This is a genomic window from Rothia nasimurium (assembly GCF_928382285.1).
Classification (GTDB): domain Bacteria; phylum Actinomycetota; class Actinomycetes; order Actinomycetales; family Micrococcaceae; genus Rothia; species Rothia nasimurium_E.
The window spans coordinates 185,482-211,418 of the sequence record NZ_CAKMSS010000003.1 but is presented as its reverse complement, the minus strand read 5'-3'; the positions used below and the strand labels follow the sequence as shown (position 1 = coordinate 211,418).

The following is a 25,937-nucleotide window of genomic DNA, read 5'->3' as shown; positions in this document are numbered from 1 at the left end:
CCACCTACCCTAATGAATAAGCCTCATCCTGTTGTGTCGCGCTGCTAACCCTTCTTGAAGTTAGCCTCGATAGCTTCCATGACGGTGGGGTCTGCCAGGGTGGTGGTGTCGCCGACCGGGCGGTCTTCGGCGACGTCCTTAAGCAGACGGCGCATGATCTTGCCGGAGCGGGTCTTGGGCAAATCATCCACAATCAGCACGCGCTTGGGCTTGGCAATCGGGGAGATTTCGACGCCCACGTGAGCACGAATCTGCTCTGCCAGCTCGGTCTCGTCGTGCCCTGCTGCCTTGGCTTCGTCGTTGAGGATGACGAAGGCCATGACGGCCTGGCCGGTGGTCTCGTCGGCTGCACCAACAACCGCTGCTTCGGCGACGGCGGGGTGGGAGACCAGAGCTGATTCAATCTCGGGGGTGGAGAGGCGGTGGCCGGAGACGTTCATGACGTCGTCCACACGGCCCAGAACCCAGAGGTCGCCGTCGGCGTCGCGCTTGGCGCCGTCACCGGCGAAGTACATCTTGTCGAAGCGGGACCAGTAGGTGTCGACGAAGCGGTCGTCGTCGCCCCAGATGGTGCGGAGCATGGAGGGCCAGGGCTCACGGATGGTCAGGAAGCCGGACTGCTCGTTGGGCAGGGACTCGCCCAAATCGTCCACCACGTCGATGGTGATGCCGGGGATGGGCTGCTGGGCGCTACCGGGCTTAGCTGCGGTGATGCCGGGCAGCTGGGAGACCATAATAGCGCCGGTTTCGGTCTGCCACCAGGTGTCGACGATGGGGCACTTGCCGCCGCCAATGACGCGGTGGAACCAGCGCCAGGCTTCGGGGTTGATGGCTTCACCCACGGTGCCGAGCACGCGCAGGGTGGAGAGGTCGTACTGGGCGGGGATGTCCTCGCCCCACTTCATCATGGTGCGAATAGCGGTGGGGGAGGTGTACATGATGGTCACCCCGTACTTCTGCACGATTTCCCAGAAGCGGCCGCGGTGCGGGGCATCGGGGGTGCCTTCGTAGATGACCTGGGTGGAGCCGTTGACCAGGGGGCCGTAGGCGACGTAGGAGTGGCCGGTGACCCAGCCGACGTCGGCGGTGCACCAGTAGATGTCGGTCTCGGGCTTGAGGTCGAAGATGTTCTTGTGGGTGAAAGCACCCTGGGTGAGGTAGCCGCCGGTGGTGTGCAGAATACCCTTGGGCTTACCGGTGGTGCCGGAGGTGTAGAGGATGAAGAGGGGGTCTTCGGCGTTCTGATGGGAGGGCTCGTGCTCGGTGGACTGCTCGGCAACCAGCTCGTGCCACCAGACGTCGCGGCCCTCAACCCAGTTGATGTCTTCGCCATTGCGCTTGACGACCAGCACCTTTTCAACCGAGGAGCCACCCTTGGCCAGGGCGGTGTCGACGGCGGGCTTGAGCATGGAGGGCTTGCCGCGGCGGAAGGAGCCGTCGGCGGTGATGACCAGCTTGGCTTCGCCGTCCTCGATGCGGGAGAGCAGGGCGTCGGCTGAGAAGCCGCCGAAGACGACGGAGTGCACAGCGCCGATGCGGGCGCAGGCCAGCATAGCGATCACAGCTTCGGCAATCATGGGCATGTAGATAGCAACGCGGTCGCCCTTAGAAACACCCAGGGATTCAATGCCGTTGGCTACGCGGGAGACCTCGTCCTTGAGTTCTGCGTAGGTGTAGGACTTGGTGTCGCCGGGCTCGCCCTCAAAAAGGATGGCGGTGCGGTCGCCGTTACCTGCTTCGACATGGCGGTCTACGGCGTTGTAGCAGGCGTTGAGCTCGCCGTCTGCGAACCACTTGGCGAAGGGCGGGTTGGACCAGTCGAGGGTTTCGGTGAAGGGCTTGTACCAGGTGAGCAGGTTGCGGGCCTGTTCTGCCCAAAATTCGGTGCCTTTTTCTTTGGCTTCTTCGTAGATGCCGGGTTGGGCGTTGGCCTGGGCTGAGAACTCGGCGCTGGGGGCGAAGACGTCCTGGGTGTCGGTCATGGTGTGCCTTCCTTTTCTGTGGGGCGCGTCATTGATGTGCGCCACAAACGGACTTTTTCTCACCTTAGCGCACCCTGTAGTGCTAGTCACAAATTTGTGCGTTCGTGTTACGCGAAATCAGGACGCCGGTGGCAGCTAACCCGGGTACCGCAAGGACGGGCGGCGGTAGGCTTGGGTATATGCCCCTACATGCCGATGTACCTCTTAGCCCTGACGAGCTCGCCCAGCTCGAAACCCGTTCTGTACCCGAGCCCAAGGCGCGCGCGTCCGCCCGTAAGTACGCCCGCGCAGCAGCTCGCGGCGAAACCGAGAGCCCTCTAGCGCTGACCCGTCGCGCCCGCAAAATCAACCGTATCTTGGGGGAAACCTACCCCTACGCTGTAGCTGAACTCGACTTCGATAACCCCTTCGAGCTCCTGGTGGCTACCGTCCTTTCGGCCCAAACCACCGACGTGCGCGTCAACGCCACCACCCCCGAACTTTTCGCCCGCTACCCCGATGCGGAGGCGCTGGCGTCGGCACGAATCGAAGACGTAGAAGACATCGTGCGGCCCCTAGGCTTCTACCGCTCCAAGGCCAAAGCGATCGTGAATCTGGCAGCCCAGCTGGTGGCAGACCACCGCGGGCAGGTACCAGCTACCCTGGAGGACCTCGTCAAACTCCCCGGTGTGGGGCGGAAGACCGCTTTCGTCGTGCTGGGTAACGCCTTTGACAAGCCGGGAATCACCGTTGATACCCACTTCGGCCGCCTAGCCCGCCGCTTTGGCTTCACCACCGAAGAAGACCCCGTTAAGGTCGAGCGCGACGTCGCCGAACTCTTTGAACCCAAGGACTGGACCCAGCTTTCCCACCGCCTGGTCTACCACGGTCGCCGAATCTGCCATGCCCAAAAACCGGCCTGCGGGGCCTGCCCCGTTGCCGATCTTTGCCCGGCTTACGGCGCCGGTGAAACCGACCCGGTAGCGGCAGAGAAACTGCTCAAGTACGAGATGGCCCCGGGGCGTGAGCGCCTGCACCTGCGTTTTGTGCAGGGCGCTACCCGTCGTCAGCTGCGGGAAGAGGGGTGGACGCTCAGTGCCTAGGGAAGAGATGTTCGGGGAAGAGAAAGCGGGGCAGCACCCCGCCCTAGTGGCCCTGCAGGAGTTGGCGGAGCGGGCCCCGAGTATTGTGCGTCCCGAGGATTCGTGGCCGATTGGGCAGATGGACCCGGGCACCGTTAAAGAGGCCGCTGTGCTGGTGCTGATGGGGGTGCTTGATGAGGCTCCGGCGCAGAATACCGGGTGCGGCACGGTTGCGTCGGACCTTGACCTGTTAGTGCTGGTGCGGTCGGACTCCTTGCGTCACCATGCCGGCCAGCCTGCCCTGCCCGGCGGGCGGATCGACCCTGAGGACTACGACGAGGCAGCCCGTACCGGCCGAACTGTCCAGCAGGTGGCTGCCCTGCGGGAGGCTGTGGAAGAGACCGGTCTGCAGGCTGAGGGGGTGCGACTGCTGGGTCAGCTCCCGGCGGTTGATTTGCCGGTGAGTAACTACCGGGTGACTCCCGTACTGGGCTGGTGGGACCTACCGACCCCTGTGGCGGCAGTAGACCGGAACGAGTCAACCCTGGTGGTGCGCGTGCCGGTGGCAGACCTGCTGAACCCGGCTAACCGGCTGACGATGACGGTGACTCGCGGCCGGACTAGGCACAAGTCCCCGGCTTTTGAGGTGACCGGCGACTTCGCCCCCTTTACCATCTGGGGATTCACCGGCAACCTGCTCTCCCAGGTCTTTGAAGAGCTGGGCTGGGAAGAGCCCTGGGATAAGAAGCGCACCCGGGAAATTGGGAGTTAGCCTATTTAGCCTGCGAGTAGTCGTCGGTGGTGACCACGGTGACGGGGAATTCGACGTCGGTGGGGCCGAAGATGAGTTCGGCGGCGGCTTGCGCTGATTCGCGCACGATTTCGGCGGCGCGGGCTGATTCGCCGATGGGCCCGTAGAGCATGATTTCGTCGTGGAGGAAGTAGACCAGGCGGGTTTGCATGCGTTTGCCGAAGCGGCGTTCGGTGCGGAGGCGTTTGCGGATTTGGGCCATCCAGATGATGGCCCATTCGGCGGCTGTTCCCTGGATGACGAAGTTGCGGGTGAAGCGGCTGTGGGCGCGGGCGGCTGAGCGGGCGGCGCGTTCGTCGGCTGCGGTGACCTGGTTGCGTTGCGCTTGGAACCAGGCGTGGGAGGGAGCAGGGGAGGTGCGCCCTAGATAAGTGGTGACCTGCCCGCCGCGCAGACCTACGTCGGCGGCGCGTTCGGTGAGGCCGATGGCGGCTGGGAACATTTTTTTGAGGTGGGGCATGAGTTGCCCGCCTTCACCGGTGGTGGCTCCGTACATGGCGGCCAGTAGGGCGATTTTGGCGTGGGAGCGGTCGTTGAGCACGCTGCCGGTGCGTTCGCCAATCTGGGCGATGCCGAGGTAGAGGTCGGTGCCGCGTCCGGCGACGGCGAGGGCGCGGTCGCCGCTCATGACGGCGAGGATGCGGGGTTCGATTTGGGCGGCATCTGCGACGGTGAGCATCATGCCCTCTTCGGCGCGGATGGCGGGGCGGACGTCCTTGGGTATTTGCATGGCGCCGCCGCCGTGCCCGCCCCAGCGGCCGGTGGCGGCGGAGCCAACTTCGTAGGTGGGGTGGAAGCGGTTGTTGGTTACCCAGGTGTCGAGCCAGTTCCAGCCGTTGGCGGTGTAGAGGCGGGCGAGGCGTTTGTAGTCGAGTAGGGGGCGGACGAGTTGCCAGCGTTCTTCGCGTAGGTGGGGGACGGCGTTGGCCCATTCGGTGAGTTCCCATTTGCGGGTAGAGGTGACCGAGTGGCCGGCTGCCTGGAGGGCTTTGAGGACTTCTTGGGGTGAGTCGGGGTTGAGGCTGGGGGCACCGAGTTCTTCGCGGATGCGGGCGGCGAGGCGCTCCATCTTGTAGGGGCGGTCGTAGCCTGCGGGGCGGGGACCGAGGGCGTGTTCGAGGATTTTTTCGTGGATGGTGCGGTTCCAGGGCATGCCGTAGTGCTTTATCTCGGCGGCGATGAGGGCGCCCTGGGATTCTGCGGCGAGTAGGAGGGAGAGCCTAGCTGGGGCTGGGCAGGCGGCGACGGCCTCTAGCTGGGTGCGGAGTTCGGTGAGCAGGGCGGACGCGGTTGGCCCGGCTGCCTCGTGCTGTTCGGGGGAGGCTGGGCCCAGGTCGTCAAAGAGGGAGGTTTGCCCCTTGATTTGCCGCCTGGCGGGTAGTACTCCTGCCGGGGGCGCGGGTTCGGGGGTGAGGTCGATGGTGGGTGTGTAGGGCAGCCGGTTTTGGGCGCGGGTGGCGGCGGTGAGCAGAATTCGCTGGGCAAGGCGCAGATCGTGGCAGGACGCCGGTGAGACGCCAGCTGCCAGCAGGGCGGGCATGAGCTCGCGGGCGTCCGCCCAGGCCCAGCGGATCACCCGGTGCGGGTTTTGGGCCTCTACCGCGCGCACAAAGTCGGGGAGCTTAGCGAAAGGGAAAGTGCGGTGGGTGCCTGAGCCGGTGTCGTTCAGCGTAATAGCCTCCCACAGGGGCGTATCGCCGGGGGAGGTCGCTGGGCCAAGCACGATGTACATCTTTCTATTATGCCGTTTGCGCTGTTCACAGGGCTAGACACGGCACTTCTTCTGTGGCATAAAGAGAGACAAGAGAAAGATGCCGGGGCAGGGGCCTACCCTGAAAGGTAGCCATGCCCGATACTGAGATGCGTGTGCGCCGATCGCGGCGCCGTTTCTTTGAGCCGACCCCCACAGACCTACCCGATGATGTGCCGCTCTTAGCGGTAGAACCTGCCGAGACCGACCTGGGCCCGCTCACACCCCTGGTGAGCCGAGAAGGGCTGACCGATATTTTCGTCAACGGCCCGCAGGATGTCTGGTACGAGGCCGCAGGTACCCTGCACCGGGCTGCTATTACCTTCCCCGACGATGAAGCCGTCCGGGCACTTGCCACCCGGCTGATCCTATCGGCAGGTGGCCGTCTGGACGACGCCTACCCGGCTGCCGACGTCCAAACCCAGCAGGGAATCCGCATCCACGCCCTGCTCCCACCCCTGAGCCGCTCCGGCACCCTGCTCTCCCTGCGCCTTCAACCGGCTCAGCGCCCGTCCTTACGGCAACTACAAGAGCGCGGCATGATGGGGCGCGACCTGGAACAGGTGCTGCGGCAGCTGGTGCGCTCGCGGGCTAATCTGCTGGTCAGCGGGGGAACTGGGACCGGCAAGACCACCCTGCTGGGTGCCCTGTTGCAGGAGGCGGACGCCGGTGAGCGGCTACTGCTGGTAGAAGACACCTCTGAACTGCAACTAGATCACCCGCATACCGTGAGCCTGCAGGCCCGGGCTGCTAATGCCGAGGGGCAGGGCGAGGTGGGGCTTGCCGAGCTGATTCGGCAGGCCCTTCGTATGCGGCCCAGCCGGCTGGTGGTGGGCGAGTGCCGCGGAGCTGAGGTCATGGATATGCTGACGGCCATGAATACCGGTCATTCCGGAAGCGGTACCACGGTGCACGCTAACTCCGCAGGGTCTGTGCCTGCCCGGCTCTACGCTATGGGGGCTCTCGCGGGGGTGAGTAGCGAGGCTGTGGCCCTGCAAGCTGCGACGGCGCTGGATTATATTGTGCACCTTGAACGCGAGGGCAAGCGCCGTATAGTACGCGGGGTTTATCGGCTGGTAGGCGGGCACAACCTTGCCGTTGAGCCGGTCTGTACCGTGGAGCCGCGCCGCCGCGGCACCTACCTGCGCTGGCACCCCGGTGGTGAAGAGCTCCAGCAGGCAGCCGGGCTGTCTCAGAGCACGGGAGTGGGTGCCTGATGCCGGTCGATAGTCTGAAAAGTCTTGGGGCCCGCAGCGAATCAGTGGGCTTAGAAGAGCTGGAGCTATGGCCCGACGCCATCTGGCGTCTTGCCGCCCTGCTGCGCGCGGGGTGCTCACCGGCGCAGGCCTGCACCCACGTAGCGGCCTATCTGGTGGGGCTAGAGCGCGAGGGGCGCACCGAGCAGAAATCCGGCTTGCTCGCACTTGTGGGAAAGCTGCGACCGTCCACGCGCCAGCAGCAGGGCCTCGAAGGTGCCCGGGCCCAGATGGCCCAGCTTTTTGAGACCGCGAGCGCCCAAGCCCAGAAGGGCCTGCCCCTAGCCGGTGTGTATCTGCAGGCTGCCGGGCAGGCTGAGCTGCGCGAGAGCGTGAGGCAGGGAGCCGCCAGGGTGGCAGCCTGCTGGCAGGTGGGGGAGCGGACGGGCGCCTCTCTCGCCCAGGTGTTTGAGCACCTAGCCCGCTACCTGGAGACGGAAATTGACCTTCGCCAGCAGCGGGAGACGGCTTTGAGTGGGCCGCGGGCTACCGGGCGAATCCTTTCCTGGCTGCCTTTTGTGGGGTTGGGGCTGGGAATCTTGATGGGTACGGATCCCTTAGGGGTGCTTCTAGGCTCAGTTCCCGGGGCTTTCGTTGGGTGCCTGGGGCTGGCGCTGGCTTGGTGCGGCAACCGCTGGACGGCCCGCCTGATTCGTCGCGCGGAAGAGGGGCAGTGATGCTGGCTTTACCGAGAGCGGGGAAGCAGCCCCGGGCGTCCGCTCCTGAACTAGATGCTGCCCTCTACCTGGATATGGCGGCGACCATGCTCGCGGCAGGGCTTTCGATCCCTGCGGTGCTGCACCAGCTGGGTCAGCTTGAAGAGGGAAGATACGAGGCGGAGCTGACCGCTGTGGTGGAGCGCCTCTATCAGGGGCAGAGCTGGGCGGACGCCTGGGAGCAGCCGGTTGCCCCGGGGCTCGTAGGCCTGTATGAGGCCCTGGGGCTGACGCTGAGCACGGGTGCACCGAGCGCCCAACTGGTGAGGGTTCTGGCCCAGCGGCAGCGCCGCCACCGGCAACGGGCCTACGAGAAGGCAGCTGCCCGGCTGAGCGTCAAACTGGTGGTGCCGCTGGGGGCCTGCTCGCTGCCGTCCTTTATCTGCCTGGGGGTGGTACCCGTTCTCATTGCCCTGTTTCCGGTGCTTTTTTAGAAGCGGGTAGGCGGTACGGACAGGTTGTCCACAGGTACCCAGTGGAGGGTGCCGGGGCGTCATAAAGGTGTCACGGCTGCACCGCTGACGAGGGGGCCGGGAGCTTTGCTACCTGAAATGACGGGAGAGTAGGCCCGCTGCCCTTATCCACAGGTAACACTACTCTTTACGCTATCTCGGGCAACTGGAAAGCTACAGGTACCTCGGGTGAAGGCCCCGGCGTCTTTCTCACCACCTCAACCCGCCCCTTACCCCGTCTTCGCCCGAGAAAACCCGAAAGAACACAGCGCCTCGGCAAGGCCGCCGAGGAGCACCACATCAAGGAGGAAACCGTGTCGAACACTCACCCCACATCACCTGTAGAAGGCCAGGTCTTTCAGGCCGGTCTCGACGATCCCGAAGCGGGCGCTACGACCGCCGAATACGGAATCGTCATGCTGGCGGCCGTAGGCTTTGCGGGCCTACTCGTGGTCATCCTCAAATCTGAAGAAGTCCGCCAGATGCTGCTGGGTCTTGTGCAAACAGCTCTCTCAACCGGCGCGTAGACCGCCTTCTGTCTCTGTACCCGGGCTAAACCGCCCGGGTACAGAGACAGGAAAATCCCGTAATCGATACCTGAAAACCCTGGAACCCTCAGCACTATATAAGGTGGTGATACCGTGCAGACCCTAGTCGCACCAGAAAACGAGAGAGGGTCAAGCACTGCCGAGTTTGCGGTGATACTCCCTGCCCTTGTGTTTGTTCTGGCCCTGGTGCTGGGAGCTGCTGCAACCGGTATCGTACAGCTCAAGCTGGAAGAGGGCGCTCGCCTGGGAGCCCGGGCAGCAGCCCGTGGGGAAACAGCCGAGACCGTAACCCGCATCGTGCAGGAGATAGACCCCGCAGCTACCGTTAACCTGGCTCAGGATGACGACATGACGGTCGTAACGGTGAGCAGGCAGGCTCCGGGAGTTGTGGGAAAGGTCAGCGGCTGGACGCTTACCGCCGATGCCCGGGCCCTCACCGAATACAGCGCTACCACCGGGAGCGCTGACCCATGAATCGCGAAGTCGAGCGGGAACGAGGAAGCGGCACCGTTGCCACGGTGGGCCTGGTCTGCGCTCTTCTTATTCTCGGGGCTACCTGCGCCGGACTCATTGGGGTCATCACCGCGCAGCACCGGGCAGCGGCAGCAGCAGATCTAGCCGCCCTTGCCGCAGCGGACGCAGCCCGTGGCCTTGCTCCCGGGGAGCCCTGCGCGGTCGCCGAGCACGTTGCCCACTCTAACGGGGCTCGGTTGGGTGGCTGCGGCCAGCCCGCCGGGTTGGGCGGGACGGTGGACGTCCGCACCCTCGTCGATATTACCGGTCCCTTCGCTTTCCTTGGCCCCGCTGAGGGCCTATCCCGGGCTGGGCCGCCTGTTTCCTGATAACCGAGGCTAGCCCCGCTCGCTATATCAAGGCTAGAAGGGGTCGTCGGCAGCGGCGAAGCCGGTCAAAGACTCAGCTACATCCACCGGGGCGGCTTCTACCTCCACCCGGTGCCCCACCGTGTAACTCTCAGCTCCTGTTTCCCCAGCTACCGAGCTTTCAGCCGCCGGGCCTAAAGGCTTGAGCAGTTTTCTGCGCTCTTCATCGGTGAGTTCATCGGCCTCAACGAGCAGGGCAGCTAAAAGCCGTGCGGCGCCCGCCTTATGCAGGGGCTCGTTCCGGTTACCGCACTTGGGGGACTGCACACACGAGGGGCAGCCCAGCTCGCACTCGCAGGCCAAAATCGTATCGAGAGTGGCCCGCAGCCAGTGACCCACCTGCTCAAAGCCCCGTTCGGCAAAGCCAGCTCCGCCAGGGTGGCCGTCGTAGACGAAAATCGTGGGCTGTTCGGTATCGATATGAAAGGCGGTCGATAAACCACCGATGTCCCACCGGTCGCAGGTGGCTACCAGGGGGAGCAGACCGATAGCGGCGTGCTCAGCGGCATGCAGGGCTCCGGGGATATCCCGCTCATGAATCCCAGCAGCGTGCAACAGGGTAGCGGGCATAGCCCACCAGATAGCCCTGGTCTGAAGCTCTTGCGGGGCAAGGTCAAGCGGCTCATCACCCAGAACCTGTTGGCCCACCAGGGACTTCCGCTGGTAGCCCACCACCTGGGAACGAACCCGCACCCTGCCGTAGTTCAACGACACCTGCCCCTGCTGCTGCGTTTCTTCAGCACCCAGTACGGTCACTTCGGTGATATCACGGGACTGGGTGTAATAATCGGGGCTCACTGCCGAGACCGCAATAACCTTGTTGTCCTCATCAAGGTCTTCCACCACATAGGTCTTGCCTTGGTGAGTGTAAATAGCGCCGGGGTGCCCCTGGGAGTGGGCGTGGCCGTCGTCCATACTGCCAATCACGGCACCCGTTTCACAGTCAATAATCTGCAGGGGAGAACCACCCCCGCGCAGGTTCACAAAGTCACTGGCAGACTCGGGGTGGGTCCAGAACCAGCCGGTGGCCCGCTGCCGCAGGTAGCCCTGCTCCACCAGGCGGCTCAACAGCGCCTCGGTGGTGCGCCCAAAGACCATGAGCTCCTCCCGGCGCAGGGGAATCTCAGCTGCCGCAGCACACAGATGCGGGCTAAGCACATAGGGGTTCTCAGGGTCGAAAACGGTTTTTTCAACCGGCCGGTCAAAAATATCTTCGGGGTGGTGCACCAGGTAGGTATCGAGGGGGTCTTCGCTGGCAATCAGGACGGCAAAAGCGTCCTGCCCTGCCCTGCCCGCTCGCCCTATCTGCTGGTAGAAGGACGCCCGCGTCCCCGGCCACCCGCCCACCAGTACGGCATCCAGCCCCGCAATATCAATACCCAGCTCCAGGGCGTTGGTCGAGGCTACGCCCAGAATCTCACCCCGGCGCAGGCTGGCCTCAAGGGCCCGCCGCTCCTCGGGCAGGTAGCCCGCCCGGTAGGCTGCGATACGGGCAGAAAGGCCGGGCTCAACCTCATCGAGATAGCGGCCAGCGGTCTGCGCGATAGCTTCAGCCCCGCGACGGGACTTAATAAAGGAAATCGTGCGGGTACGGTTCACCACCAGGTCAGTGAGCATCTCAGCGCTCTGGGTAATGACCGACTTACGCACCGGCGCCCCGTTCTCACCCGCGCCATTGCCCTGGGCGCCGGGCCGAACACTCACCCCGTTGGCGTGGGCAGAAAGCTTGTCATTGACCGCAGCCGCATCGGTAAACTCCGGCTCCCACAGCAGTACATGGGTAGCACCGCGCGGAGCGGTACTCTCAGTTACCGCAGTAACCGCAGTGGGCCGCGACCCAATCAGCCGGGCAAAAGACTCAGCAGGGTCCGCGCTGGTAGCAGATGCCCCGATAAACACCGGGGTAGCACCGTAGTAGCGGCATACCCGTCGCAAGCGCCTCATCAGCAGAGAAACATGGGCCCCAAAGACGCCCCGGTAGCCGTGGGCCTCATCCACAATCACATACTTGAGCTTGCGCAAAAACCCAGCCCAGCGGGCATGGTTGGGCAAGATAGCGTGGTGCAGCATATCCGGGTTGGCCAGAATGAAGTTGGCGCGCTCGCGAATAAAGCGGCGGTCGGCCTGCGGGGTGTCGCCGTCGTAGCTCTCAGCCACGAGCCTGGGAAGTCCTAAGTTGCGTAGGGAGGCCAGCTGGTCTGCCGCCAGGGCCTTGGTGGGGGAGAGGTAGAGGGCCGTTGCCCGCCCAGAATCAAAGCCGCTAGCCTGGGCCTCGAATTCGCCCCGGTAGATAGCGTCAAGGGCGGGTAGCTGGTAGGCCAGGGACTTGCCCGAGGCGGTTCCCGTTGCCAGAATGACGTGCCGGTTGCCGGGGGACTCGTGCGCGGCCGTTGCCGCCTGCACCTGGTGTAGATAGGGCTCGGCGACCCCTAGGTTCTGGTAGGCCTCGACCACCCGCGGGTGGGCCCAGGACGGCCAGGGGGCAGTTTCTGCGCGCCGGGCAGGCAGGGTGCGCACATGGGTGACCTGCTCAGGTAAGGACGCCAGCCCCAGCTGGTCGAGCACCACGGCCAGCTCACCGGGCTGGGGAGCGCGAGTGGACGGGGCTCCGGCTGGGTGTGAGCGCGAGGGAAGGGCATCTGTAGGCACCCGTCTATTATGGCACCGCGAGAGCGCGCGTAAATATTTGCTCTTTCTGCCCCCGTTATCTGTGACCTGCACTATAAGGGGTGGGATAATGGGCTGTATGAGTATTCCAATGAACATTCAGGGTAAGAAGACCACCGAGCAGGAGCCTGTGGTCACGGTCCTCACCGAAGAGCAGATTTGGGAGCTGATTGAGGGCACGCGGTTTGCCCGTCTGGGTACGATAGGCGAGGACGGCTACGTGCACATCACCCCGCTCAACATTGTGACCGACGGGGTTCGCATCTTCTTCCGAACTGCCTCCGGTAGTAAGCTCACCCAGCTTTTGATGAACGAGAAAGTAACCGTGCAGTTCGACCGGGCCGAAGGCAACCACGCCTACTCGGTCAATGTCTTTGCCACAGCCCGCCTGCTGACGGAGACCCGCGACATTGACTACGTTGGCAAGCTCAACCTTGAGCCCTGGCTCGATACCGAGAAGCTGGAGTTTGTGGAGCTGACCCCGCAGAAAATGACCGGGCGCCGCTTCCGCCTGGGCTAGGAGCGCCAGTCGCCGCCCCACCGAGGGGCATAAGGTCTAAAATAGGGGTGTGTCTCAAGAAAAAATTATCCTCTACTACTGCTTTGCCCCTGTGACCGACCCCAAGGCCGTGATGCTGTGGCAGCGTGCTCTCTGTGAGAAGCTGGGCCTGACCGGCCGCATCCTGATCTCTAAGCACGGCATCAACGGTACCTTGGGCGGCGACATCAACGCCCTGAAACAGTACGGTAAGACTACCCGCCAGTACCCGGGCTTCGAGAAGCTTGAACTCAAGTGGTCTGACGGTAGCGCTAGCGACTTCCCCCGCCTTTCGGTAAAGGCCCGCGACGAGATTGTCGCCTTCGGTACCCCCGATGAACTCATCGTCGATGAAAACGGTGTGGTGGGCGGCGGCGTGCACCTGAAGCCCGAAGAAGTCAACAAGCTGGTTGAAGAACGCGGCGACGAGGTCGTCTTCTTCGACGGCCGCAATGCCTTCGAAGCAAAAATCGGCAAGTTCAAGAACGCTATTGTGCCCGATGTGCGCACCACCCACGATTTCATTCAAGAGATCGAATCGGGCAAGTACGATGACCTCAAAGACAAGCCCGTCATCACCTACTGCACCGGCGGTATCCGCTGCGAAATTCTTTCGGCACTGATGAAAAACCGCGGCTTCAAAGAGATTTACCAGATTGACGGCGGCATCGTGCGCTACGGCGAAAAGTACGGCGACTCCGGCCTCTGGGAGGGTTCACTCTACATCTTCGACAAGCGCCAGCACATGAACTTCTCACCCGACACCGTCACAATCGGCGAGTGCGAACACTGCGGCGCTAAGGCAAACACTTTCGTCAACCTCGATGTGGACGGGGTGCGTGACCTGGTGCTCCTGTGCCCCGACTGCCAGGCCAAAGCAGAGGCCGAGCGCGAGGCTGCGGCAGCGTCAGCATGAGTGAGCAGAAAACCCCGGCTTACGAGACAGCTCTGATCGAGTACGGCACCTTCATGGTCGCCGGCGTCACCGACCCTGCGACCGAAGAGAGCGACTTCGGCTCCTGGTGGGAGCGCCTCTACAGCACGCTTGAGTCGGGAGGGGGCGCCCTGGCCGCCCAGCGCCTGGCTGCGGTAGAAAAGCTGCAGAAGGTGGGCGTCGTCATGCCGGACGCCGACGATACCGGTTTTACCTACACGGCGGGTTTCATTGTGCCCGGCGGTATTAAGGACGTCGCAGCCCTGGGGCTGACCGGTGTGATGGTACCGGCTGCTATGTACGCTACCGTCCTGGTGCAGGGCGCCATTACCCCGGGCGTCCCCCCTGCCCATATTAAGGCGGGCTTCAACCACCTGGCCAGTACCTTTATCCCCTCGAAGGGGTTGGAGCCTACCGGCGTCTGCCTAGAAGTGTACGGGCCCGGTGAAATCACCGACGAGAACTACCGTATGTATCTCTGGCAGGCTGTAACGAGTCCGCAGGCCGCTTAAAGAAACAATAAAATACCTCCCGCAGTGCGATATGCGGGAGGTATTTCTCTCTAAAGTATGTGCGCTTGCGCGCCCCTGGATAACGGTTGAACTGGTGTGGTAATACCGAAGGGAAAAATCTTTAGGAGTTCTGCTCTACAGCCAGTTCGGCCTCAAGCTTCTCGATAATCTCTGCGATGAAGTCGGGGCCACCGTTAGCGGCCTTTTCCTTCCAGTCAGCGATGGACTTTTCCAGTTCGGCAATTTTTTCTGCATTTGCCATAAGGTAAATATAACCCAGACCTCTAGAAAAAATCACCTTGATTACTATTTAACCTTTTCCCAGTTTTCGATGGGGCCGGGGACGATGGTGAAGAGCGGGTGGGTGACTTTAGTGGGTGACGTGGAAAAATGCTGGTCATACCACTGTGGGGAGCGGGCTTTTACTTTTTCTGCCAAAAATGAGATTTCGTAGTCTAACTGGCCGTCGGTAACCGGTAGCGGTGACAACTCAGGTTGAGCAGGGAGCACCAGCAAACTGCGGTTGAAGTTATAGCCCCGTCTATCAGCCTCATCAGCCAGCCCGTGCAGGTAGGTGCAGATGTAGGCCAGGGGGTCACTAGAGGCTTTGAAACGGTCGAGCTGGGGGTGGTTGGTGTAGCCCTGGGTGAGCCCCTGGAGCACTTTCTGGGCAAGCAGGGTCTCACGCCAGCAGGCCACTAGCCCCTTAGCGTCGAGCAGGGAGGGATGAACAGACCAGATGCGCACTAGCCCTCAGCTCTGCGGGCGATGGCTTCTTCGAGGCGGTCGAGTTTGCCGGTGAGTTCTCCTGAGTCGTGACCTGGGCGAATGTCGGCTTTGAGCACGAGGGAGACCCTGTTGCCGTACTTTCCAACGGCTTCGGTGGCGGCTTTGATGACGGCCATGCACTCATCCCAGTCACCTTCGATGGTGGTAAACATGGCGTCGGTGCGGTGGGGCAGGCCCGAATCGCGGACGATCTGGACGGCTTCTGCAACGGCGTCGTGCACGGACCCGGACGGGTCGCCGCCGCCAGTGGGGGCTACAGAGAATGCAAATAACATGTCTCTACCGTACCGCTCATACGGTTAAATAGAGAGCGTGATGACTTCTGCTTTTTCTCGTGTTCCCGGTGCCCCCGTTAGCGCCGATACTGCCGCCCTCACCCGTCTGCACGCTGCCCTGACCGAGCTCAACTACACCTACGACGGTATCGAGGAGCTGCTGGGGGCCCGCGCTTTTGAGGCCATGACCCGCGACCAGGTGGTGCCCGGCCTTTACCGGGTGAGCCAGATTCTGGGGCAGGAGGCCACATCAGAAACCTTTACCACCGCCCAGCGGAACCTGGCCCAGCTGGTGCGCTTCTTCCTCTTTGGCACCGCCGTGCCCATCCAGGACCTTGAGGACGCCCTGGGGACAGGTGGCCTTGACCTGCTGCTGGATCTGGGGCTGGCGGAGCCCACCGAGGACGGCCTGGTACAGGCTGCCGTAGACCTGCGGCCGCACGCCGCAGACGACGGAACCGAACTCTTTGTGGCCAGCGACTTGGGCGCCCACCAGCGCCCCGGCGTCCTGCGTAAGGACCACGTGCTGGGTATCGGCCATGCCTCCCTTACCCTGGCCCAGCTCACCGAGCGAACCCCCGTAGACCGGGCCCTCGATCTGGGCACCGGATGCGGCATCCAGGTCTTCCACCTGCTGGCCCACACCCGCCACGTGACCGCTACCGATATTTCCGAGCGCGCCCTGGCCTTTACCCGCTTCAACCTGCTGCTCAACGCGTCCGCCCTGAACCTTGATGCGACCAACCTCGAAGAGCGTGTGAGCCTGCGCTTGGGTTCCCTGCTTGAACCGGTCGCCGGTGAAACCTTCGACCTGGTGGTGTCTAACCCGCCCTTTGTTATCACCCCGCGCAGCGACCACGAGAGCCCCGAAGACCAGTTCACCTACCGCGACGGCGGCATGGCAGGGGACGGTATCGTCTCAACCCTGGTGCAGCAACTACCCACCGTTCTCGCCCCCGGCGGGCGCGCCCAGATGCTGGGTAACTGGGAAATCCCCGTTGACGGGCAGGACGGCCCCGTCGACTGGGCAGACCGCCCCCGCGCCTGGGTAGGGGAGGAGACCGAAGCCTGGTTTATCCAGCGCGAGGTACTTGAACCAGAACAGTACGCCGAAACCTGGCTGCGCGACGCCAGCGAAAACCGCGATCCCGCCCACTTTGAAGCCGCCTACACCGCCTACCTGCGCGACTTCGCCTCCCGCGGGGTGGGCTCCATCGGGTTTGGCATGATTTGGCTGCGTAAGCCGAACCCGGCGTCCGCAGGGGAGCGCCTGCACCGTTTCGAAGAGATCACCTACCCCATCCAGCAGCCCATCGCCCCCTTCATCACCGAGGCGGTGGAGCACTTTGATCAGGTCACGGCCTTGAGCGATGCCGAGCTGCTAGAGAAGCACCTGGTCGTTGCCGGGGACGTGACCGAAGAACGCCACGCCACCCCCGGCTCCGAGCACCCCTCCGTGATTCTGTTGCGCGCAGGTGCCGGGCTGCGCCGCACCATCCTAGAAACCACAGAGACCTCCGGCTTCGTCTCCGCCTGCGACGGGGAACTGACCGCCGGCCAAATCGTCGGTGCCCTAGCTGCCCTGCTGGGCTGGGAGACCGAAGAACCCAGACACGTATTAATCAGTAACATGCGCGAACTGCTCGAAAAGGGCTTTTTGCGGATTGACCAGGGCGACTAGACTGGGGCCATGGTAGAGAATCCTATTAAAACCCTGTCTGAAGACCGCTGCTGGGAGCTGCTAGCTGCCCACGAGTTCGGCCGCCTGGCCCTGGCTGTTGGCGGGGAGGTAGATATCTACCCCGTCAACTTCGTGGTGCACGAGAAAAAAATCTACTTCCGCACCGCAGCCGGCCAGAAGCTCTCAGAAGTCGTCATCAGCCGCAAGGCCGCCTTCGAAATTGACGAGGTCATCGACGGTACAGCCCGCTCCGTTGTCGTGCACGGCAACGCCCACTGGCTCACCAGCGAAACCGACCTCGACGCGGTCGAAGCCCTGGGCCTGCGCACCTACTCACCGACCTACAAGACCAACTGGGTTGAGGTAGAGCCGGTAAGCGTCAGCGGGCGCGAGTTCGAAATCGGGGCAGAACCTGCCGACGAGCTTTAAGGGGCTAAGGGGGCCAGCACCGGTACTGGCCCCGCACGCCCGCGCTCTAAGGTCACATCGGTCTAAGTAGACACGAAGCCCCGTAAGTCGGCTATTGTTGTGCATACACGCGAAAAACCGACCCCAAGGAGCCCTCAGTGCCCACTAAGGCAACCACCGAGCACGGCAAGTCACTGCTGATCGTGGAATCCCCCTCGAAGGTGAAAACCATCAGCGGGTACCTGGGCGATGCCTTCATCGTTGAATCCTCCATGGGGCATATTCGCGACCTTCCCCAGCCCTCCGAGCTGCCCGACGAGCTTAAAAAGAGCCCCGTCGGCAAGTTTGCGGTCAACGTAGAAGAAGGCTTCGAGCCCTACTACGTGGTCAACCCCGATAAGAAAAAGAAGGTCACCGAGCTCAAGCGCCTGCTCAAAGAGTCCGATGCCCTCTATCTGGCAACCGATGGTGACCGCGAAGGTGAAGCCATTGCCTGGCACCTGCTGCAGGTGCTCAAGCCCAAGGTGCCCGTCTACCGTCTGACCTTCCCCGAAATCACCAAAGAAGCGATTCAGCGCGGCTTCAACGAACTGCGCGACATTGATAACAACCTGGTGGACGCCCAGGAAACCCGCCGTGTGCTCGACCGTATCTACGGTTACGAGCTCTCACCGGTGCTCTGGCGCAAGGTCTCCCGCGGCCTTTCAGCCGGCCGCGTGCAGTCTGTGGCAACCCGCCTGGTTGTAGAGCGCGAACGCGAGCGCATGGCCTTCCGCTCAGCAACCTACTGGGACCTCACCGGTACCTTCACCACCTCTGCCTCCGAATCCTTCACCGCCAAGCTTTCTGCCGTTGACGGTGCCCGCGTGGCCACCGGCAAGGACTTCGCCGACGACGGCACCCTCAAGACCAGCGCCCGCGGCAAGGTCGCCCACCTGGACGAAGCCGCCGCCAGCTCCCTGGCGAGCGCGCTGGCGTCCGCCGCGTTCGGCGTCCGCTCGGTCGAAACTAAGCCCTATACCCGCCGCCCCGCTGCCCCCTTCACCACCTCAACCCTGCAGCAGGAGGCCGCCCGTAAGCTCCGCTTCTCGTCCCGCTCTACCATGCAGGTGGCCCAGCGCCTCTACGAGAACGGTTACATCACCTACATGCGAACCGACTCGGTTGCCCTGTCTGACCAGGCGACCCAGGCTGCCCGCAAGCAGGCAGCTGAACTGTACGGCGCCGACTTTGTGCCTGCGTCCCCGCGTGTCTACACCTCCAAGTCCAAGAACGCCCAGGAAGCCCACGAAGCAATCCGCCCTGCGGGGGATTCCTTCCGCACCCCCGCCGAGGTCAAGAGTGCCCTGAGCATCGACGAGTTCCGCCTCTACGAGCTGATTTGGAAGCGCACCGTCGCCTCCCAGATGGCAGATGCCAAGGGCTCCACCGCCTCCGTCCGCTTAGGCGCAACCGCCGCCGACGGCCGGGATGCCGAGTTCGCAGCGTCCGGCACCGTCATTACCTTCCGCGGCTTCCTCGCCGCCTACGAAGAAGGCAAGGACGCCCTGCGCGGCGAAGAGGGCAAGGGCGATACCAAGGACGGTAAGGACGACAAGCGCCTACCCAACCTGGCAGAAGGCGACTCCCTGCGCGGTAGCGATATCGAAGCTGCCCGCCACGAAACCTCACCCCCGCCCCGCTACACCGAGGCATCCCTGGTCAAGGCTATGGACGAGCTCGGCATTGGCCGCCCCTCAACCTATGCAGCCGTCATCTCGACCATCATGGACCGCGGCTACGTCAATAACCGCTCCGGCTCCCTGGTGCCCTCCTGGACAGCTTTCTCGGTCGTCCGCCTGCTCGAAGAGCACTTCGCCAAGTACGTGGACTACGAGTTCACCGCCGAAATGGAAGAAGATCTCGACCGCATTGCCCGCGGTGAAGAGGCCCGCCCCGAGTGGCTGTCTCACTTCTACTTCGGTGGGGGAGACAAGCGCGGTCTCAAGCCCATCGTTGACAACCTGGGTGACATCGACGCCCGCGCGATCAACTCTGTAGAGGTCGCTCCCGGCGTGAACCTGCGCGTGGGTAAGTTCGGCCCCTACCTGGAAACCGGCAGTGAGATCGACACCGAAACCGGCGAAATCAAGGACCCCATCCGCGCCAATGTACCGGCTGATCTGGCACCCGATGAGCTGACCGAAGAAAAGGTCGCTGAACTGCTGGAAGCCGGTAAGAACGACGGCCGTGAACTCGGCGTTGACCCGGCCACCGGCCGCACCATTGTGGCCCGTGACGGCCGTTTTGGCCCCTACGTCACCGAGGTTATCCCCGAGATGACCGAGGAAGAAATCGCCGCCTGGATGGACGCCCAGCCCACCGAGTACTACAAGAACGGCAAGCCCAAGCCCAAGAAGAAGCCCAAGGCTGAAAAGCCCCGCACCGGCTCCCTCTTCAAGTCTATGGACCTGGCAACCGTCACCCTGGACGACGCCCTCAAGATTATGGCCCTGCCCCGCGTGGTCGGTACCGATGCCGAGGGCACCGAAATTACTGCCCAGAACGGTCGTTTCGGCCCCTATCTGAAGAAGGGCACCGACTCCCGCTCCCTGGAGACCGAGGACCAGATTTTCTCTATCACCCTGGAGCAGGCCCTGGAGATTTACTCCCAGCCCAAGCAGCGCGGACGCGGCGCCGCCAAGCCCCCGCTGGCTGAGCTCGGCGTAGACCCGGTCTCTGAAAAGAAAATCGTGGTGAAGGACGGCCGTTTCGGCCCCTACATCACCGACGGCGTCACCAACATTACGGTGCCCCGCAGCGAAACCATCGAGTCCCTCACCCACACCCGCGCGGTTGAGCTGCTCGCTGAGAAACGAGCTAAGGGCCCGGTCAAGCGTAAGACCGCTGCCAAGAAGCCGGCGGCCAAGAAAACCACGGCTAAAAAAACCACAGCCAAGAAGACTACGACCAAGAAGAGCACTGCTCAGAAAGCGGGCGAGTAGTCGGTTATCGCGTGGGTCCCATCCTTGTACACTGGTAGGCAGGAAAACTTTTTGTCACCACTCAAGGGGGGACCCATGCGTCTAGGCGTGCTCGATATTGGCTCAAATACCGGCCACCTGCTTCTGATTGAGGGGCAGCTAGGCTCCCGCCCCGAAGCCTACACCGCAGCCCACAAGGAGCCCCTACAGCTCGTCCGCTACATCGACGCGGACGGCAACATCACCGATGAGGGTCGCGACCGCCTCACCGCCTTCGTGAAGTCCGCAGTACTCTACGCGATTGAGCATGGGGCAGAAGACCTGCTGGCCTTTGCCACCAGCGCCATTCGTGAATCCAAGAACGGCCCCGAGGTGCTGCAGCACGTGCAGAACCAGACCGGCGTCAACCTCACCGAAATCACCGGCGACCAGGAAGCCGCCATTACCTACCACGCCGTGCGCCACTGGCAGGGCTGGGGCGCCGGCCGCATTCTCAACTTCGATATCGGCGGTGGTTCCTTCGAGTTCTCCACCGGCATGGACGCCTACCCCGACGACGCAATCTCCGTGCCGCTGGGTGCCACCCGCCTAACCGGCGACTGGTTCAGCGCCCCCGTGCCGTCCCCCAAGGAAATCAAAAAACTCCGCAAGTACGTGCGCGAAACCCTAGAACCCGTTGCCGAGACCCTACTAGCCTACGGGCAGCCCCACATGGTCGTGGGCACCTCCAAAACCTTCCGCTCCCTCGCCCGTATCTGCGGGGCAGCCCCCTACTCGGCAGGCCCCTTCGTCAAGCGCGAAATGTCACTCGAAGACCTCAAACTCTGGACCCGCCGCCTGGAAGCTATGCCCCCCGAAGAGCGCGCTGGCCTCCCCGGCGTCTCAGACGTCCGTGCCGAACAGATGCTAGCCGGGGCTATCGCGGCAGAAACCGCCATGGACGTCTTTGGCGTAGACCGCATGCGCGTTTCCCCCTGGGCCCTGCGCGAGGGCCTGGTGCTACGCCGCCTAAACTACCTCTCCCAGCAGGGGCCCGAAGCCATGATTGACCCCCGCTCCCTCGCCGAATTCGTGCAGGACTAGCCATGAGCACCGACGCACCCAAGAACCCGTCCGCCCGCAAACCCGTGCCGGTGGCACTTTCTACCTCCTGCCTCTTCCCGCTCGGTGTACCCGAAACCTTCTCAACCGCCGTAGACCTGGGCTACGACAGCGTGGAAGTCATGATCACCCACTCGGCCCTCTCCCAAGAGCCCCACGACCTGCTCGACCTGATCCAGAAATACCAGATTCCCATCTCCGCCATTCACGCCCCCACCCTGCTCCTAACCCAGCAGGTCTGGGGCCGGGCCTGGAACAAAATGCAGATGGCAGCCAAAATGACCAAGGCGGTAGGGGCGGACGTCATCGTCGCCCACCCACCCTTCCGCTGGCAGAAGCTCTATGCCAAGAACTTCGTTGCGGGCGTGCGCGAAATATCAGAGCTCGAAAACGTCAAAATCGCCGTCGAAAACATGTACCCCTGGTCCATCAAAGGCCACGCGGTAGAGATGTACGCCCCCCACTGGGACCCCTCCCGCTTCGACTACGACTGGATGACCTGGGACTTCTCCCATGCAGCCGCAGCCGGGGACGACTCCCTCGAAGCCGTCAAACGCATCGGCTCCCGTCTGGGGCACGTGCATCTGACCGACGGATCCGGTGATAAGGTCATGGACGAACACCTGGTACCCGGCCACGGCACCCAGCCCGTCGCCGAGACCCTGCAGTACATCGCAGCCAGCGATTTCGACGGCGTTGTCTGCGCTGAAGTGTCAACCCGTAAGGCAAAGGGCGCAGGGGCCCGCGACGATATGCTCTACGAGACCCTGCAGTTCGCCCGTACCCACCTAGCTCGATAAGTGCTGAGATTGGGGAGCCTGTGAGGAAACAATCTCGGTGCGTATCAGGAGAATTCGCGGCCCAGGCTCGTAGCGAAGCTGCTGGCTCGGGGCTGGCGTGAATCACCTTGTGAGCGCTAGCGAACCAGGTGAGAGGGTCGGCAGCGAGCACGAGCCTGGGCCGCGTTATCGTACGTGTCATATTCGAAGGAGAACATCGTGACTACCGTTGCTTTTATCGGAACCGGCTCCATGAACGGAGCGATCGCCTCGGGCCTGCTTGCTGCGGGTACCGACCCTACCTCTGTGCGCGCGACCGTTGGCTCTCACGCCAGCATCTCTACCCTGCGTGAAAAGCTGGGGGAGGGGGCTCATGGCGTAACCATCCTTGCCGGTGAGGACGATGCGCAGGCTAACCTCAAAGCCGCTGAAGGGGCCGACGTGGTACTGCTGGGTGTCAAGCCTTACGCGATCCTTGATCTTGCCCGCGAAATTTCACCGGCTCTGGGCGAGAATACTGTAGTGGTGTCGGTTGCTGCCGGTATCACCCTGGAAGCCTTACAGCGGGCTCTGCCCGAGGGGCAGCCTGCAATCCGCTGCATGCCCAATACTCCTTCGCGGGTGGGCAAGGGTGTACTGGCTATCTCTGTGGGGCAGACCGTGACCGAGGATCTGAAGGACGCTGCTGCTTCGGTTCTGGGGGCAGCAGGCCGGGTGATTGAGATTGAGGAAGAGCAGATGGGGGCAGTGACTGCTGTATCTGGCTCAGGCCCTGCCTACGCCTTCTTGCTAGCAGAAACCATGGCCGCTGCGGGAGTCAAGCTGGGCCTGGACGAAAAGACTGCTACTGAACTGGCTGCTGCTACGGTGGCGGGCGCGGGCTATCTGCTGGATGCTGACCCCAACCCCCAGGATCTCCGTAAGGCGGTTACCAGCCCCAAGGGAACCACAGATAAGGCGATTACCGCCTACATCGATGGCGGCCTCTTCGAACTAACCGAGACCGCTATGCGGGCCTGTGTAGCTCGAAATGACGAGATGACCGAGGAGTTCAGCTCTGAAAAATAGTACAGAGATAGCCTAAGCAAAAGGCCCTATGACAGCAGGCTGTGCTACCAAAACTCCTTGTGGAGCGAGGTAGGGCAGCCTGCTGTCTTTTGTCTGTGAAAGTAGTCTAGATACACTAAAGGCCAGTCCGTAGGGAATCGGACTGGCCTTTAGCTTTCTCTTTCACCGGTAGGGATCCGGCTTCAAGAGAAGGCTCGCCACCTGAAGCAGATGGGATTAGGGGGAACCATCTGGGAATCTTCAGGCCTTGAGCTACTTGAACGGGTTCGCGGACCGTTCAGTAATCACTCGCACCTTTAGAGGTAGTTACAACTATATGCCAGTTTTTAAGTTTATGCACCCTGAAATCTGAAAAAAGACGAATTATTTCGGAAGACACCTGGGTGGTTTCTATGCTCAGGTGGGTATAGGGTATGGTCAACCGCTTCTTGTAGGTATAAACCTGTTAGGGTCGTGCGGCAAATCTTTCAATAAGATCTACCTGGCCTGAAACGATTAATAAATCGCGTGAAGAAACCCGGGTGTCGGGGGTTGCGTAGGTAATTTCTTCACCCGGTGATTTTACCCCCACAATGGTCACCCCGTATTTAGACCGCACATCAGACTCTGCCAGGGTGAAGCCGTGGGTCTCCTTGGGTGGGTACATCTTGACGATGGCGAAATCGTCATCGAACTCGATAAAGTCCAGTAGGCGCCCGGAGACCAGGTGGGCTGCTCGTACCCCGGCGTCCGACTCCGGGTAAACAACCCGGTGTGCTCCAATACGGGAGAGAATCTTGCCATGAGAAGGGGTGATAGCTTTAGCCCAAATGCGCTCAATGCCCAGGTCCACCAGGTTGGCGGTAATCAGCACCGAGGCCTCCACAGAGGTGCCCACACCCACTACGGCGGCGGTAAAGTCCTGGGCCCCCAGCTGACGCAGGGCATTCATATCGGTGGCGTCGGCCTCCACCACGTAGGTGAGATCGCCCGACCATTTCTGCACCAGGACGGGGTCTTTCTCAACAGCAAGAACCTCTTTATTCTGGCGGACGAGCTGGGCAGCGGTAGCCGACCCAAAGCGTCCTAGGCCAATCACCAGCACGGGGGCGCTGTGGGCTGGGCGGAAGTCTTTTCTAGCCAATGATGGGCCTTTCTTCGGGGAACTTGTAGAGGCGGCGACGGGAGCGCATCGCCAAGCCGGTGGCTACGGTGATGGTGCCGATACGGCCAATGAGCATGAGGACAGAAAGAATGTAGGTTCCGGACGGCGGCAGCTCGGCCGAGAGCCCGGTAGACAGGCCGCAGGTGGCATAGGCCGAGATGACTTCAAAGAGAGCCCTGTCGAGGCCGACCTGGCTGATGAGCATAATAGCGGTGGTGCCTGCCAGTACAAACACGAAGCTCATCATAATCACGGAGATAGCGATACGGAGTACAGCATCGGGAATGGTGCGGTTGAAAGCCACGACGAACTGGTCGCCGCGTGCTTCTGCCAGAATCGCCAGGAAGACCACAGTGATGGTGGTGATTTTGATACCGCCTGCGGTGGACGCCGAGCCGCCGCCGATGAACATGAGTACGTCGGTGAGCAGCATGGTGACGGGGTGGATATCTGCCATGTCAACCAGATTGAAGCCTCCGGAGCGGGTCATGATGGATGCGAAGGCGGCGTTGAGTGCTTTGTCGCCCGCGCCCATGGCACCGATGGTGCGGTCGTTGCCCCACTCTAGGGCACCCCAGGCAAAAGAGCCCAGAAAGAAGAGCACCAGCGTGCCGATGATGGTGAGCTTGGCGTTAAGATTCCATTTACTAAAGCGCAGGTTGTTGCGCAGCACCAGAATGACAGGGAAGCCGAGGGATCCCACCATCACGCCCAGGGCAATAGGGAAGAGAATCCAGAGATCGTGGCCGTAGGGCACAATACCGTCTGAGTGGGGGGTGAAGCCCGCGTTGTTGAAGGACGAGACCGCATAGAAGACGCCGTGCCAGACTGCCTGCCAGAGGGGCTCCCCCAATACCAGGAAGCGGGGGATGAGCGTGAAGGCGATCAGACCCTCAATGGCGATGGAGGTAAAGGCCACGGTGCGAAGAACTGAACCTACTTCACCCAGGCGTCCGATGTTGAGGGACTCTTGGGCGATAATTTTGGAGCGCAACCCCAGCTTGCGCCCTACCGCCAGCGCCAGGATGGAGGTGAGGGTGAGCGTGCCGAGGCCGCCAATCTGCGAGCCTAAGAGAATCATGAGCTGGCCAAAGAAGGTCCACTGTTCGGCGGTAGAGACCGTGGTGAGGCCGGTGACGGTTACGGCGCTAGTCGCTGTAAAAACAGCGTGGTGGAACTCCACCTGCTGGCCATCGCGTGAGGCCCAGGGGGTGTAGAGCATGAGCGAGAAGAAAATAATGACCAGCAAGAAGGCTGCAATGGCGATACGCGAGGAGGACGACCCAAAGAGGCGGTCTACCAGGTCGCGCAGGTGGGCCAAGCGAGCCTGAAAGGTTGCCGAAAACTTAACAATTTGAAGGAGCTGCTGGTACTCCAGCTGCCCCTGTTCCATGGCGTCCAGAACCCGCTTGCGCTCCTGGACCTTGCGCACAATTTTGCCCACGTTCTTCACCTCGCTTTCTTCTGCCGTCTCTAGCGTAGTCTGCGTGTCATACAAGCGGGGTGTGGTGCCCGCAGAGTTTTTATGTGTTTAATGGTAAGTGTGACTCAACTTACCAAAGGAGGTAGTGCTGGTGGCTATTATTGACAGCCTCACACCCACCGATGTGCGTGTGCTCTG

25 protein-coding genes are annotated in these 25,937 nt (G+C 62.4%); 17 read left to right on the top strand and 8 right to left on the bottom strand.

Annotated elements, in window-relative coordinates; all coding sequences use genetic code 11:
- Positions 1 to 44: 44 nt before the first annotated feature.
- Positions 45 to 1,982 (bottom strand): acetate--CoA ligase, encoded by a 1,938-nt coding sequence (gene acs, locus L6758_RS05480; protein ID WP_237204693.1) that lies wholly within the window; start codon positions 1,980 to 1,982, stop codon positions 45 to 47.
- Between the two features lie 179 nt (positions 1,983 to 2,161).
- On the opposite strand from acs, the gene nth reads away from it, so the two are divergent.
- Both nth and L6758_RS05470 read left to right on the top strand, forming a co-directional pair.
- Positions 2,162 to 3,064, top strand: a complete 903-nt coding sequence (nth, locus tag L6758_RS05475; RefSeq protein ID WP_237204806.1) for an endonuclease III — start codon at positions 2,162 to 2,164, stop codon at positions 3,062 to 3,064.
- Entirely contained in the window at positions 3,057 to 3,815 is a 759-nt protein-coding gene (locus L6758_RS05470) for an NUDIX hydrolase (RefSeq protein WP_237204694.1), read from the top strand. Before nth ends, L6758_RS05470 begins: the two co-directional genes overlap by 8 nt.
- Before the next feature lies 1 nt (position 3,816).
- Here L6758_RS05470 and L6758_RS05465 read toward each other — a convergent pair whose 3' ends face one another.
- A complete protein-coding gene (locus L6758_RS05465; protein WP_237204695.1) occupies positions 3,817 to 5,586 on the bottom strand; it encodes a bifunctional 3'-5' exonuclease/DNA polymerase in 1,770 nt (589 codons plus the stop codon).
- A gap of 113 nt (positions 5,587 to 5,699) precedes the next feature.
- Between L6758_RS05465 and L6758_RS05460 the strand changes: the two genes are divergently transcribed.
- The 6 genes from L6758_RS05460 (at position 5,700) to L6758_RS05435 (ending at position 9,418) form a co-directional block, all read left to right on the top strand.
- Positions 5,700 to 6,821: a TadA family conjugal transfer-associated ATPase gene (locus L6758_RS05460; protein WP_237185059.1), complete on the top strand. Its 1,122-nt coding sequence runs from the start codon at positions 5,700 to 5,702 to the stop codon at positions 6,819 to 6,821.
- Positions 6,821 to 7,537 (top strand): type II secretion system F family protein, encoded by a 717-nt coding sequence (locus L6758_RS05455; RefSeq protein ID WP_237204696.1) that lies wholly within the window; start codon positions 6,821 to 6,823, stop codon positions 7,535 to 7,537. The genes L6758_RS05460 and L6758_RS05455 overlap by 1 nt, the downstream gene beginning before the upstream one ends.
- On the top strand, positions 7,537 to 8,010 hold the full coding sequence (locus tag L6758_RS05450; RefSeq protein ID WP_237204697.1) for a type II secretion system F family protein: 474 nt from the start codon (positions 7,537 to 7,539) through the stop codon (positions 8,008 to 8,010). Before L6758_RS05455 ends, L6758_RS05450 begins: the two co-directional genes overlap by 1 nt.
- A 332-nt stretch (positions 8,011 to 8,342) precedes the next feature.
- On the top strand, positions 8,343 to 8,555 hold the full coding sequence (locus L6758_RS05445; RefSeq protein WP_237194936.1) for a DUF4244 domain-containing protein: 213 nt from the start codon (positions 8,343 to 8,345) through the stop codon (positions 8,553 to 8,555).
- Between the two features lie 114 nt (positions 8,556 to 8,669).
- Positions 8,670 to 9,050: a TadE family type IV pilus minor pilin gene (locus tag L6758_RS05440; protein WP_237194934.1), complete on the top strand. Its 381-nt coding sequence runs from the start codon at positions 8,670 to 8,672 to the stop codon at positions 9,048 to 9,050.
- Positions 9,047 to 9,418 carry an Rv3654c family TadE-like protein gene (locus L6758_RS05435; protein ID WP_237194933.1) on the top strand — a complete coding sequence of 124 codons (372 nt, stop codon included), beginning with the start codon at positions 9,047 to 9,049 and terminating at the stop codon, positions 9,416 to 9,418. Before L6758_RS05440 ends, L6758_RS05435 begins: the two co-directional genes overlap by 4 nt.
- A 33-nt stretch (positions 9,419 to 9,451) precedes the next feature.
- Here the strand turns inward: L6758_RS05435 and L6758_RS05430 are convergent, their stop codons facing one another.
- Complete coding sequence (locus L6758_RS05430; RefSeq protein WP_423817403.1) at positions 9,452 to 12,025, bottom strand: DEAD/DEAH box helicase; 2,574 nt, start codon at positions 12,023 to 12,025, stop codon at positions 9,452 to 9,454.
- 178 nt (positions 12,026 to 12,203) lie between these two features.
- Between L6758_RS05430 and L6758_RS05425 the strand changes: the two genes are divergently transcribed.
- The 3 genes from L6758_RS05425 to L6758_RS05415 are packed head-to-tail and all read left to right on the top strand — an operon-like array spanning position 12,204 to position 14,108.
- Positions 12,204 to 12,644, top strand: a complete 441-nt coding sequence (locus L6758_RS05425; protein ID WP_237204698.1) for a pyridoxamine 5'-phosphate oxidase family protein — start codon at positions 12,204 to 12,206, stop codon at positions 12,642 to 12,644.
- A 49-nt stretch (positions 12,645 to 12,693) separates the two neighbouring features.
- Positions 12,694 to 13,578 carry an oxygen-dependent tRNA uridine(34) hydroxylase TrhO gene (trhO, locus tag L6758_RS05420; protein WP_237185037.1) on the top strand — a complete coding sequence of 295 codons (885 nt, stop codon included), beginning with the start codon at positions 12,694 to 12,696 and terminating at the stop codon, positions 13,576 to 13,578.
- Complete coding sequence (locus tag L6758_RS05415) at positions 13,575 to 14,108, top strand: GyrI-like domain-containing protein (RefSeq protein ID WP_237204699.1); 534 nt, start codon at positions 13,575 to 13,577, stop codon at positions 14,106 to 14,108. The genes trhO and L6758_RS05415 overlap by 4 nt, the downstream gene beginning before the upstream one ends.
- A gap of 121 nt (positions 14,109 to 14,229) precedes the next feature.
- On the opposite strand, the gene L6758_RS05410 is transcribed toward L6758_RS05415, so the two are convergent.
- Genes L6758_RS05410 through L6758_RS05400 form a run of 3 tightly spaced genes read right to left on the bottom strand, consistent with a single transcriptional unit; the run spans position 14,230 to position 15,172 of the window.
- Positions 14,230 to 14,370 carry a hypothetical protein gene (locus tag L6758_RS05410; RefSeq protein WP_237199616.1) on the bottom strand — a complete coding sequence of 47 codons (141 nt, stop codon included), beginning with the start codon at positions 14,368 to 14,370 and terminating at the stop codon, positions 14,230 to 14,232.
- 44 nt (positions 14,371 to 14,414) lie between these two features.
- Positions 14,415 to 14,855, bottom strand: coding sequence for a pyrimidine dimer DNA glycosylase/endonuclease V (locus L6758_RS05405; RefSeq protein ID WP_237204700.1), 441 nt, complete (start codon positions 14,853 to 14,855; stop codon positions 14,415 to 14,417).
- Positions 14,855 to 15,172, bottom strand: a complete 318-nt coding sequence (locus tag L6758_RS05400) for a thiamine-binding protein (RefSeq protein WP_185174173.1) — start codon at positions 15,170 to 15,172, stop codon at positions 14,855 to 14,857. The genes L6758_RS05405 and L6758_RS05400 overlap by 1 nt, the downstream gene beginning before the upstream one ends.
- 40 nt (positions 15,173 to 15,212) lie before the next feature.
- Here L6758_RS05400 and L6758_RS05395 point away from each other — a divergent pair, with 40 nt between their 5' ends.
- The 6 genes from L6758_RS05395 (at position 15,213) to proC (ending at position 23,172) form a co-directional block, all read left to right on the top strand.
- The gene (locus L6758_RS05395) at positions 15,213 to 16,853 is read left to right on the top strand and encodes a DUF7059 domain-containing protein (protein WP_237204701.1); all 1,641 of its coding nucleotides are present in this window, start codon (positions 15,213 to 15,215) and stop codon (positions 16,851 to 16,853) included.
- Between the two features lie 9 nt (positions 16,854 to 16,862).
- Entirely contained in the window at positions 16,863 to 17,282 is a 420-nt protein-coding gene (locus L6758_RS05390) for a pyridoxamine 5'-phosphate oxidase family protein (protein ID WP_237204702.1), read from the top strand.
- A gap of 137 nt (positions 17,283 to 17,419) precedes the next feature.
- Complete coding sequence (topA, locus tag L6758_RS05385; RefSeq protein WP_237204703.1) at positions 17,420 to 20,245, top strand: type I DNA topoisomerase; 2,826 nt, start codon at positions 17,420 to 17,422, stop codon at positions 20,243 to 20,245.
- A 75-nt stretch (positions 20,246 to 20,320) separates the two neighbouring features.
- Positions 20,321 to 21,307, top strand: a complete 987-nt coding sequence (locus L6758_RS05380) for a Ppx/GppA phosphatase family protein (RefSeq protein ID WP_237194922.1) — start codon at positions 20,321 to 20,323, stop codon at positions 21,305 to 21,307.
- 2 nt (positions 21,308 to 21,309) lie between these two features.
- Positions 21,310 to 22,125 (top strand): sugar phosphate isomerase/epimerase family protein, encoded by an 816-nt coding sequence (locus L6758_RS05375; protein ID WP_237185023.1) that lies wholly within the window; start codon positions 21,310 to 21,312, stop codon positions 22,123 to 22,125.
- Between the two features lie 195 nt (positions 22,126 to 22,320).
- On the top strand, positions 22,321 to 23,172 hold the full coding sequence (proC, locus tag L6758_RS05370) for a pyrroline-5-carboxylate reductase (RefSeq protein WP_423817188.1): 852 nt from the start codon (positions 22,321 to 22,323) through the stop codon (positions 23,170 to 23,172).
- 445 nt (positions 23,173 to 23,617) lie between these two features.
- On the opposite strand, the gene L6758_RS05365 is transcribed toward proC, so the two are convergent.
- On the bottom strand, positions 23,618 to 24,295 hold the full coding sequence (locus L6758_RS05365; RefSeq protein WP_185174178.1) for a potassium channel family protein: 678 nt from the start codon (positions 24,293 to 24,295) through the stop codon (positions 23,618 to 23,620).
- Positions 24,288 to 25,760 carry a TrkH family potassium uptake protein gene (locus L6758_RS05360; protein ID WP_237204705.1) on the bottom strand — a complete coding sequence of 491 codons (1,473 nt, stop codon included), beginning with the start codon at positions 25,758 to 25,760 and terminating at the stop codon, positions 24,288 to 24,290. The genes L6758_RS05365 and L6758_RS05360 overlap by 8 nt, the downstream gene beginning before the upstream one ends.
- Between the last annotated feature and the right edge of the window lie 177 nt (positions 25,761 to 25,937).